We start from the raw sequence: 10,880 nt of genomic DNA, 5'->3' as shown, positions 1-10,880 counted from the left end.
TGGTATCGTTCGTCTTGGGTCAGTTGTGTGTAGCTCATGGCAATCTTTCTTGCAGGAAAGGTCGTATGCTACCGCATACTGACCTTTTTCTGTTATGGAAAGTTGCACTTCAAATGCGAATCCGCCGCCGTCTGAAAACGCGGGGGAGCGGCGGAAGATGGCGGATTGGTATCCGACGGTGCAAAGGCTGCGCCCGAACGGGACGGACAAGGAAATCAACTTGACCATCACCGACCCCGACCGCAAAGAAGCGGTGTTGTCGGCGGATTATTTCGACAAAAGAAGCATCGGCTCGAACCCTGATTTGTCGGTGGCGGTACGTTTGCGCGACGGGGCGCAGGTGTATCGCAAAGATGCCTACGGCGGCTTCGAACAGGCCTACTCTTCGCTCTACAGCCTGCATACGGCGGGCTTTGCCGACTATCCGACGCTCTGGCTTTATTTCTTCAGCGGTATGGCGGGTTGCGGTATGATTGCGACGGGTGCGGTAATGTGGCCGATGAAGCGGCGCAACCGCAAACAGCCGCCCCTGCGCGGGATTGCGTGGGCGGAACGCATCAACATCGCCGTGTTCGCCGGTTTCCCACTCGCCTGCGCCGCCTTTTTCTGCACCAACCGCCTGCTGCCCGCAGACTGGGACGGGCGCGAAATTTGGGAAGCGCAAAGCCTCTTTGCCGTCTGGGCCGCCGCTGCGGTTGCCGCCTTCTTCCCCTACCCCGCGTATATCAAATGGCGCGGCCTGTTTTACGCCGCCGCCGCACTGTGTGCCCTAATCCCGCTCTTGGATATTTATGTCGGACGGCCTCTCTGGCTGTCGATTCGGTCGGGGGACACGCTCTATTGGACGGTGGAACTGTGTTTCCTGACATTTGCGGCAATATTCTTCCTCATCGCCCGCCGCATCGAAAAGGCGCAATAACCATGCTGTATTTCCTGATGTTTTCCCTTTGCTCCGGCGGCTTTTTCTGCCTCATGCTCTCGCAAACGCCCCACGCCAAAACCATGCTCGGACGACCCGTCCAACACCCCGCCCGCCTGTGCCTCGCCGGCGCAACCCTCCTCACCGCCGCCCTTGCCGCCGCACTCGCTTCGCCCCATCCCGCCGCCGCCAGCACAAGCTGGTTCGGCTGCCTGAGCGCAGGCGCAGCCTTGTGCGCGGTTGCGGTTTATTTTCGGGGAAAGGGAGCTCGCAGGAAGTAAAATTTATCGGATTAAAATCAAAAGTCGTCTGAAACAAAACAACGTTTTCAGACGACCTTTTTATAGTGGATTAACAAAAATCAGGACAAGGCGCCGAAGCCGCAGACAGTACAGATAGTACGGAACCGATTCACTTGGTGCTTCAGCACCTTAGAGAATTGTTCTCTTTGAGCTAAGGCGGGGCAACGCCGTACTGGTTTAAAGTTAATCCACTATACAACCCCCTTATTTCCGCATTTCAACCAACATCCGACACACGACCAATCCTGCCGCCGCCAAGATTGCAGCGGCTAAGCCGATGTTGGACATACCCGCCCACACGGTAACGTAGTGTCCCAAAAGCGCGCCGCCGCCGATGCCGACGTTGTAGAGGCCGGAGTAAATCGAGTTGGCTACATCGGTCGCATCCGAGGCAAAGTCCAATACTTTGGAGACCATGCCGAGGCTTAAGACGACGATGGCGATGCCCCAGACAAACACCAGCGCGTAAACGGCTATCGGGTAAGCGGCAAGGGGCAGCAGGCAGAGCGTCGATGCCAGAATGACGGATACCGAAGTCAGCAGGAATACGCGTTGGTGTTTGGCAAACCATTTGCCGAACAAATACGACGCGGCAAATCCCGCCAGCCCGTACAGGCTCAAGACGATGGTCACTTGTTCGGGCGCGAAGCCGCCGGCTTGCAGGACGAAGGGTTCGATATAGCTGTATGCCGTAAAGTGGGCGGTAATCAGGAGGACGGTCAGCGCGTAGAGCAGCATGAGGTTTTTGCGCTTGAGCAATCCGGGCAGGCTTTTGAGCGAACCTGTGTTCACGCTGGGCAGCAGCGGCAGGTTTTTCGCCAATATGCCCATCACTGCCGCCGCGCACAGTCCGATAAGCAAAAAGCTAAACTGCCAGCTTGAATGTTGCCCGATAACGCGCCCCAGCGGGATGCCCGCCACCATCGCCATAACCGTACCCGTACTGAGCAGCCCCAAAGCCTGATTGCCTTTGCCCTGCGGCGCAACGCGCACTGCCAGCGAGGCGGTAATCGACCAAAACACGGCGTGCGTCAGGGCGATGCCGATGCGGCTGACGAGCAGGATTTCGAAACTTCGGGCGAAATAGGAAACGATGTGGCTGAGGGTAAAGAACGCGAAGAGGACGAGCAGCAGCTTTCGGCGTTCGATGTTTTTCGTTGCCAGCATCAGCGGTAGCGACAGCAGCGCGACAATCCACGCATACACGGTAATCATGATACCGACTTCGGTCGGCGGCATATTGAAGGTCGCGCCGATGTTGCTCAATAGGGCAATCGGGATATATTCGGTGGTGTTGAAAATGAATGCGCCGACTGCCAGGGCGATGACGCTTAGCCATTGTTTGTTTGTGTTTGCTGACATTGGGGTTTCCCTTTTTATATTTTTCTTCAAAATTTTATCTAATCTGTAATTATACTACTTTCAGACGACCTTCCCACTGCGCCGACACAAAATTCCGCCCTAGACGCTCCCGCCTCATCGGCATACAATCTTTGCATGAACACCAAACACCCCAAGCCCTCCCGTTTTGCCCATATTTACGGCATGAACGGGCAATTCGTCCTGTTGGAACAGCATTCCGAGTGGATGCCGGTCAACGATGCCGACTACGACAACGCGCCCGCATTGCCGGAGGGGTTTGTGTTTGCGGATGAAGCGTTCTATACGACCGACGGCAGCGTGCCGCCGCTCGTCCTGCCCGACAACATCAAAATCTTCAACGAAGAAGCGCGCAAACTCGAACGCCGCAGGCTCGATGCGCTGGCTTTGGAAGAGTTGGGCAAAAACCTCGCCGCAGCCCAAGCCGAGACCGACCTCGAAGCCCTGCTTGAAAAAATCGAATTTCATTTGAAACAAGACAATCTGTTCAAATAAAACTTTTCAGACGACCCTCCAAGCAGCAAAGGGGTCGTCTGAAAGATAAAATCGTTGACAATCCAAACCGATTTGGTACATTGTTCAACACTTATCAATCCCCGTTTCCCAACCGACAAAGGAGTCGAGAAGATGTTTTCAAAAAGCGTCAACCTAGCCCAATATGATCCGGAGCTGGCAGCCGCCATTGCCCAAGAAGACCAACGCCAGCAAGACCACGTCGAACTGATTGCTTCCGAAAACTACGTCAGTTGCGCCGTGATGGAGGCACAAGGTTCGCAATTGACCAACAAATACGCCGAAGGCTACCCCGGCAAACGCTACTACGGCGGCTGCGAATACGTCGATATCGTCGAACAGCTGGCAATCGACCGCGTCAAAGAACTCTTCGGTGCGGAATACGCCAACGTCCAACCCCATTCCGGCTCCCAAGCCAACCAAGCCGTGTACGCCTCCGTCCTCAAACCCGGCGACACCATCCTCGGCATGAGCCTCGCCCACGGCGGCCACCTGACCCACGGCGCCAGCGTCAACATTTCCGGCAAACTCTACAACGCCATTACCTACGGCTTGGATGAAAACGAAGTCCTCGATTACGCCGAAGTCGAACGCCTCGCGCTCGAACACAAACCCAAAATGATCGTTGCCGGCGCATCTGCCTACGCCCTGCAAATCGACTGGGCGAAATTCCGCGAAATCGCCGACAAAGTCGGTGCCTACCTCTTTGTCGATATGGCGCACTACGCAGGCCTGATTGCCGGCGGCGAATACCCCAATCCCGTCCCATTCTGCGACTTCGTGACCACCACCACCCACAAAACCCTGCGCGGCCCGCGCGGTGGCGTGATTTTGTGCCGCGACAACACGCATGAAAAAGCGTTGAACTCTTCCATCTTCCCAAGCCTGCAAGGCGGCCCGCTGATGCACGTCATCGCCGCCAAAGCCGTTGCGTTCAAAGAAGCCCTGCAACCTGAGTTCAAACAATACGCGAAACAGGTGAAAATCAACGCCGCAGCGATGGCGGAAGAATTGGTCAAACGCGGTTTGCGCATCGTTTCCGGCCGTACTGAAAGCCACGTTTTCCTCGTTGACCTGCAACCGATGAAAATCACCGGCAAAGCCGCCGAAGCTGCATTGGGCAAAGCAAACATCACCGTCAACAAAAACGCCATTCCGAATGATCCGGAAAAACCGTTCGTTACCTCCGGCATCCGCATCGGCTCCGCCGCCATGACCACACGCGGCTTTAACGAAGCCGACGCCCGTGTCCTCGCCAACCTCGTTGCCGACGTTTTGGCAAACCCTGAAGACGAAGCAAATCTGGCAAACGTCCGCAAGCAAATCACCGCGCTTTGCGACAAATACCCCGTTTACGGCGCATAACCGGCTTGCCCGTTTAAGCATCTTGTAACACGGAAAGGTCGTCTGAAAATCCCGAAAAAGGGTTTTCAGACGACCTTATTTGTTTTTGACACTTGATTCTTGAAGCGGCGGGCAAAAATCCCGCATTTGCCCCTTTCTTTCCGCCTGCAAACGGAGTACATTTACCCCCATTGTTAACAATTTTACGGAACACACATCATGGAGAAATTTCCCAAATCGTCCAAGCTGGACCATGTTTGCTACGACATCCGCGGTCCGGTACACAAAAAAGCCCTGCAACTCGAAGAAGAAGGTCATAAAATCCTCAAGCTCAATATCGGCAACCCTGCGCCGTTCGGCTTTGAAGCGCCCGATGAAATCTTGGTGGACGTGATCCGCAACCTGCCTACCGCGCAAGGCTATTGCGATTCCAAAGGGCTGTATTCCGCCCGCAAGGCTATCGTTCATTACTATCAAACCAAAGGTCTGCGCGATATTTCGGTCAACGACGTTTATATCGGCAACGGCGTGTCCGAGCTGATTACCATGTCCATGCAGGCGCTTTTGAACGACGGCGACGAAATTCTGATTCCCGCACCCGATTATCCGCTGTGGACGGCTGCCGCCACTTTGGCGGGCGGTACGGTGCGCCATTATTTGTGTGACGAAGAAAACGACTGGTTTCCCAACCTTGCCGACATGGAAGCCAAAATCACGCCCAAAACCAAAGCCATCGTCGTCATCAACCCCAACAACCCCACCGGCGCGGTATACAGCAAAGAAATCCTGCTTGAAATCGCCGAGTTGGCGCGCAAACACGGTCTGATTATCTTCGCCGACGAAATTTACGACAAAATCCTCTACGACGGCGCGGTACACCACCACATCGCCGCGCTCGCGCCCGACCTGCTGACCATCACCTTCAACGGTCTCTCCAAAGCCTACCGCGTTGCCGGATTCCGCCAAGGCTGGATGGTGCTCAACGGCCCGAAAGAACATGCCAAAGGCTATATAGAAGGTCTCGATATGCTTGCCTCCATGCGCCTGTGTGCCAACACGCCGATGCAACACGCCATCCAAACCGCTTTGGGCGGCTATCAAAGCATCAACGAATTTATCCTGCCCGGCGGCCGCCTGTTGGAGCAACGCAATAAGGCGTGGGAACTTGTCAACCAAATTCCCGGCATATCCTGCGTCAAGCCGATGGGGGCGCTTTATATGTTCCCCAAAATCGATACCGAAATGTACGGCATTCATGACGACATGAAATTTATCTACGACCTGCTCGTACGCGAAAAAGTTTTGTTCGTCCAAGGAACAGGGTTCAACTGGATACGCCCTGACCACTTCCGCATCGTTACCCTGCCGTACACCCACCAAATCGAAGAAGCCATGGGCAAACTTGAGCGCTTCTTGCAGACTTACCGGCAATAAGGCAGGGCAACGGTATGAAAAAATGCGTTGTCCTGACCGGCGCGGGGATTAGCGCCGACAGCGGGTTGCTGACTTTCCGCGACGCGGGCGGTTTGTGGGAAGGGCATAAGGTGACGGATGTCTGTACGCCCGAAGCCTTGGCGCGTAATCCCAAGCTTGTAATTGATTTTTACAACCAGCGCAGGCTTCAGGCAAACGCCGCCGAGCCGAACGCCGCGCATCTGGCGTTGGTCAAGCTGGCGCAATATTACGATGTGCACATCATCACGCAGAATGTGGACGCGCTGCACGAGAAGGCGGGCAGCAGCAAAGTATTGCACCTGCACGGCGAGCTGAACAAACTGCGCAGCACCGTCAATGAAGACGAAATCATCGAATTTACCGGCGAGCAGACTGACGACGTGCGCGACAGCCAAGGCAATCCGATGCGCCCGCATATCGTGTTTTTCGGCGAACAAGTACCGATGTTTGATGCGGCGGTCGAGGAAATGCGCGATGCGGATGTGGTCATGATTGTCGGCACGTCGATGCAGGTTTATCCGGCAGCTTCGCTGATTCATTACGCACCGCCCGATGCGGAACGCTATTTGGTCGATCCGAACCCGCAAGGCGTGGGCGCGGATGTCGAAGTGATTCCGAAACGCGCGGCGGAAGGCGTGCCGGCATTGGTCGAACATTTGATTAGTCAGGCTTGAGACGGTTTGAAAATGTCGAAACGTCGTTTGAAAACGGGCAATCCTTGTTTTCAGACGACGTTTTGTTTTGAAATTTTTATTTTGTATCAAGACGGATGATGCGGGAGTTGTCGAGAGCGGACTTCGTGCTGTATTTGGGCAATTTGGCAGGGCGTTGGGCAGAACGTCTGGTTTTATAGTGGATTAACTTTAAACCAGTACGGCGTTGCCTCTCCTTGCTGTACTATTTGTACTGTCTGCGGCTTCGTCGCCTTGTCCTGATTTTTGTTAATCCACTATACAAAATCTGCCACATTCCTACATGATAAAAAGGTCGTCTGAAAACCATGTTTCAGGTTTGAACTGCACCCTTGTTCAGTGATATAGAGAAACGATGGTTTCGGCGGCTTTGACGCAGCTGTCGACATCGGCGACCAAGGCGATGCGGACGTAGCCTTCACCGGGGTTGCCCCATTTGGTATCGCGGGCAAGGAAGCGGCCGGGGAGGACTTGGATGGCGGCTTTTTGCCAGAGGTTTTTGGCAAAAGCCAAATCGTCGCCATCGGGGACTTTCAGCCAGATGTAGAATGATGCGTCGGGCAGTTTGACATCGAATGCCTGCTGCAAAATGGGGATGACGCGGTCGAATTTTTCTTGATACAGGCGGCGGTTGGCGATGACGTGTTCTTCGTCGTTCCATGCGGCGATGCTGGCGCGTTGGACGGGAATGCTCATCGCGCTGCCGTGGTAGGTGCGGTAGACCAGGAAGTTTTTAAGCAATTCGGCATCGCCTGCGACAAAGCCGGAGCGCAGTCCGGGGACGTTGGAGCGTTTGGAGAGGCTGGTGAACATGACGATATTGCGGTTGCTGCGCCCTAATTGTGCTGCTGCCTGTAAGCCGCCTATGGGTTTTTTTCCGTCGAAATAGATTTCGGAATAGCATTCGTCGGAAGCGATGATGAAATCATATTTGTCTTGCAGATCAAAGATTTCTTGCCAGTCTTCTAGTTGCAGGACGCTGCCGCTGGGGTTGTTAGGCGAGCAGACGAACATGACTTTGGTGCGTTGCCATACGTCTTCGGCGATGCTTTTCCAATCGGGCTTGAAGGATGGGGCGGGACAGTTGGCGAAACGGATTTCGCCTCCGCCGAGAATGGCTGCACCTTCGTAGATTTGGTAGAACGGGTTGGGACTGAGGACGACGGGTTTGAGGTCGTCTGAAACGGGATTTAAGACAGCTTGAACGAAGGAAAACAAGGCTTCGCGGCTGCCGAGCACGGGCAGGACTTCGGTGTCGGGATTGACGGTCAACCCGTCGTAACGGCGCTGCAGCCAGTCGGCGCAGGCTTGGCGCAGTTCGGGCAGGCCTGCGGTCAGAGGGTATTTTTCCAGTTCGTGCAGCGAGGCGGTCAGCGCATTGGTGATGACTTTGGGGGTAGGGTGTTTCGGCTCGCCGATGTGCAGGTGGACGGGGGCGACGCCTTCGGGAGGATTAATGCCCTGCATGGCTTCGCGCAGGCGGGCGAATGGATAGGGTTGGAGTTGGTCGAGTAGTGGGTTCATGGGTGTTCCAAATGTCTATCGAGACGGTCATCTTAGCATTTTTTATGCGGATTTTGTTGACAATGTGTGCAGGAAAAGGGAGGCAGCGTTGGGAAAAGGTCGTCTGAAAATCGGTTTCAGACGACCTTTTTTGAGCATCACGCGATTTGCAGGCAGGATATAGTGGATTAACTTTAAACCACCAGTACGGCGTTGCCTCGCCTTGTCCTGATTTAAATTTAACCCACTAAAAAAGGGCACATTGAAATATGCCCTTTTTTAGCGTTCATCTGCGGGTATGAATTATTTGGCTGCTGCGGGAAGAGCGCCGTTAAGCAGATATTGGATGGTTTCTTGCACCGTGCGGATGGCGTTGCCAAATGGCAGCGGGTCTTTACCGCGGAAAAACAGACCTTTATCGACTTCGCCACGGAAGGCGGCGGAGAGTTGGATGTCGATGCAGAATTGTCCGGCTTTTGCCAAACCGTCACGCAGTCCGCAGCTGGTCAGACAGTTCAAGCCTTGCGTACAGCGGCGCGGGTCGGCTTTGGCATTGGCTTGAAGCTTGGATTCGCGTTTGATGTAGCTGTCTAGGAATTTGGTGCGCACCCCGCGTGCGGGCAGTCCGGCGACGGACATAAATTCGACAACATGCTCGGTTTCCGCGCCTGCCAGCGTTTTTTTGAAGTTGATGTGGGCATCGCCTTCTTCGGTAACCGCAAACGCCGTGCCGATTTGGACGGCGGACGCACCCCAGTTTTTCAGGGCCGTTTTGACTTTTTCAAAGTTCGCCATGCCACCGGCAAGGATGAGTGGGATTTTTTCGCTTTCAAGGCCTAAGTTCTTGAATACTTCAAAAGTTTCTTCGATGACGCGTTTGAATTCAAACTTGGCATCGTTCACACCTGCCACGCTCGCTGCACCCAAGTGTCCGGCAGCGTGTGCGGGATGTTCGATAACGATGGCGTCGGGCAAAACACCTTTTTTCATCCAGCGTTTCAATACGATGCCGATACCGCGCGATTCGGACAAAATTGGGAACAGAGCGACATCTTTGTGATAACCCTCAGTCATTTCAGGCAAATCCAGCGGCAACCCCGCACCCATCACAATCGCGTCCGCACCCGATTCGCAGGCTTGGCGGACGTAGGCGGCGTGGTCTTTGACGGCTTTCATGACGTTGACGGCAATCATGCCTTTGCCGTTTGCGTCGGCTTTGGCTTTTTGGATTTCGCGGTCAAGCGCGGTACAGTTGAGTCGGGTGTATTTTTCTTCGCTCGGGTTGATTTTGGATTCGGCGAGCAGGTCGTCATGCAAGTGGCGCAAATCAACGCTGGCAATTGTGCCGACACCGTTTTCGCGGGCGACCGCGCTGGAGAGTTTCGATGCGGAAACGCCCACGCCCATCCCGCCTTGGACGACGGGAATCAATGATTTGCCTCGGATGTGCAATGGGTCGAAGTTGTTTTGCATGTATGGGTTCCTTGATGGTTGCGGGAGCGGGCTGATATTGGCAGACCGGCTTTGCTGGATGTTTGAAAATTTATTTTTAATCAATGGATAAGGTTTGTTTTTTTACTGAACCTGATGATATCGGGCTGCTTATATCTCAAGTTTTAGTAATTATACTCTAAATGTGGACAAAAATTAGAGTATCAATACAGTTTTTGCAAATTAAATTTGAAAAGTATTGTTAACTAAGAAATATTTTTTCGGGTTAGGTCGTCTGAAAGATTGATTTATTGAAGGTTGGTTTGGGATGAAGGCTGACTGCTTTGCCTATTTCTATTCCACTTAAACTGTAAAAAGATGCATTCCAAATCATCTTAATGGGTGAAATAATGAGGATAACTGGTTTATTGCGATGAGATGTTGGGGATATAAGAAGACACCGTGTTGTTTACACAACGGGTTGAGAAAAATAATTCTGTAAGACCTCAAAAGGCGTATTACCTTTCAAGTTCTTATGTGTCCTTGACTGCTGCCCGTATACCGTTGAATGCGCCTGCTCGGATAAAGACACGGACTATCGGGGCAAGCAGTTTCAGATGCCCGCACTTTGTCAGGTTTCGGCTTGACCGTTTGCCGACATGTTTATCTTGTCAAATTCTGTTTTTCAGTTTGTATTTCAGTTAGTAAGCCAGTAATAGGCATTCCATTTTTTTGAGCAAGCAGAGCCCATTTTTCTGCTTCATATAATTTGTTTTTATCTTTACTGTCTTGGTAATGATCAAAGAATATATAGGCAAGATCATGTTGTGCTTGAGTATTGCCCGACTCAGCGGCCCGAACTAACCAAAATATAAATTTATCTTGGTTAAACTCATAAAAAGCAAAATAATGAGCTAATTTTGATGCTGCTTGACCATTGCCGGAAGAGGCATCGATTTTTAACTTTTCCAGCTCGGCTTTAGAAATATACACGCTGTCATTTAATGACATATTGGCATCAGATTGCATACGTCTCTCCTTGCCGTAGGAGTGGTTGCAAGATAACAAAAATATACCTAGCAAAATGATTTTAAGGGTCATATGGCTTGAATGTAACTTGTTTCCCTTCATTTCTTGCTCCTCCTGATGTAGAACCGTGCTTGCACCGAGTATCTAGATAGTCTTTTATTTGTCTAAGATTTGTGGTGGTTCATTTTTCAGACGACCTTGGATTCGGATTTCAAGTGCAACACTAGTGTATCAGCGGTTTGAACAGCTTCAAGAATAAAACACTTGGCGTTTCGTAGCCAAGTGTTTTTCTTGGCCGGTGGTTCAACTCAT

Annotated in this window: 10 protein-coding genes; 6 read left to right on the top strand and 4 right to left on the bottom strand. The window is 52.7% G+C overall.

The features are described from left to right. The first annotated feature begins 94 nt into the window (after positions 1–94). Together AAG834_RS12945 and AAG834_RS12940 are read left to right on the top strand one after the other, a co-directional pair. Positions 95–919: a PepSY-associated TM helix domain-containing protein gene (locus AAG834_RS12945; RefSeq protein WP_342032370.1), complete on the top strand. Its 825-nt coding sequence runs from the start codon at positions 95–97 to the stop codon at positions 917–919. A 2-nt stretch (positions 920–921) separates the two neighbouring features. Then, positions 922–1,200 (top strand): DUF3325 family protein, encoded by a 279-nt coding sequence (locus tag AAG834_RS12940; protein WP_342032369.1) that lies wholly within the window; start codon positions 922–924, stop codon positions 1,198–1,200. Positions 1,201–1,425: 225 nt separating this feature from the next. Here AAG834_RS12940 and AAG834_RS12935 read toward each other — a convergent pair whose 3' ends face one another. Continuing rightward, positions 1,426–2,583 (bottom strand): sugar transporter, encoded by a 1,158-nt coding sequence (locus AAG834_RS12935; RefSeq protein ID WP_342032368.1) that lies wholly within the window; start codon positions 2,581–2,583, stop codon positions 1,426–1,428. 135 nt (positions 2,584–2,718) lie between these two features. Between AAG834_RS12935 and AAG834_RS12930 the strand changes: the two genes are divergently transcribed. The 4 genes from AAG834_RS12930 to AAG834_RS12915 all read left to right on the top strand — a co-directional run bounded on the left by AAG834_RS12930 (position 2,719) and on the right by AAG834_RS12915 (position 6,587). After that, a complete protein-coding gene (locus tag AAG834_RS12930; RefSeq protein ID WP_101809690.1) occupies positions 2,719–3,096 on the top strand; it encodes a hypothetical protein in 378 nt (125 codons plus the stop codon). A 132-nt stretch (positions 3,097–3,228) separates the two neighbouring features. After that, positions 3,229–4,479, top strand: a complete 1,251-nt coding sequence (gene glyA / locus AAG834_RS12925) for a serine hydroxymethyltransferase (protein WP_003756352.1) — start codon at positions 3,229–3,231, stop codon at positions 4,477–4,479. Positions 4,480–4,677: 198 nt separating this feature from the next. Then, positions 4,678–5,892: a pyridoxal phosphate-dependent aminotransferase gene (locus tag AAG834_RS12920; RefSeq protein WP_070513525.1), complete on the top strand. Its 1,215-nt coding sequence runs from the start codon at positions 4,678–4,680 to the stop codon at positions 5,890–5,892. Positions 5,893–5,906: 14 nt separating this feature from the next. Beyond that, complete coding sequence (locus AAG834_RS12915; protein ID WP_342032367.1) at positions 5,907–6,587, top strand: SIR2 family NAD-dependent protein deacylase; 681 nt, start codon at positions 5,907–5,909, stop codon at positions 6,585–6,587. Between the two features lie 354 nt (positions 6,588–6,941). Here AAG834_RS12915 and dapC read toward each other — a convergent pair whose 3' ends face one another. The 3 genes from dapC to AAG834_RS12900 form a co-directional block, all read right to left on the bottom strand. Next, positions 6,942–8,129: a succinyldiaminopimelate transaminase gene (gene dapC, locus AAG834_RS12910; protein WP_342032366.1), complete on the bottom strand. Its 1,188-nt coding sequence runs from the start codon at positions 8,127–8,129 to the stop codon at positions 6,942–6,944. A gap of 282 nt (positions 8,130–8,411) precedes the next feature. Then, complete coding sequence (locus AAG834_RS12905; RefSeq protein WP_003778674.1) at positions 8,412–9,581, bottom strand: NAD(P)H-dependent flavin oxidoreductase; 1,170 nt, start codon at positions 9,579–9,581, stop codon at positions 8,412–8,414. A gap of 621 nt (positions 9,582–10,202) precedes the next feature. Further along, positions 10,203–10,568: a hypothetical protein gene (locus AAG834_RS12900; RefSeq protein WP_070513532.1), complete on the bottom strand. Its 366-nt coding sequence runs from the start codon at positions 10,566–10,568 to the stop codon at positions 10,203–10,205. Positions 10,569–10,880: the final 312 nt, after the last annotated feature.

It is taken from the genome of Neisseria sp. Marseille-Q2251 (genome assembly GCF_940793045.1).
Classification (GTDB): Bacteria; Pseudomonadota; Gammaproteobacteria; order Burkholderiales; family Neisseriaceae; genus Neisseria.
The sequence above is the reverse complement of the archived record's forward strand: the minus strand, read 5'-3'. Positions and strand labels throughout refer to the sequence as shown.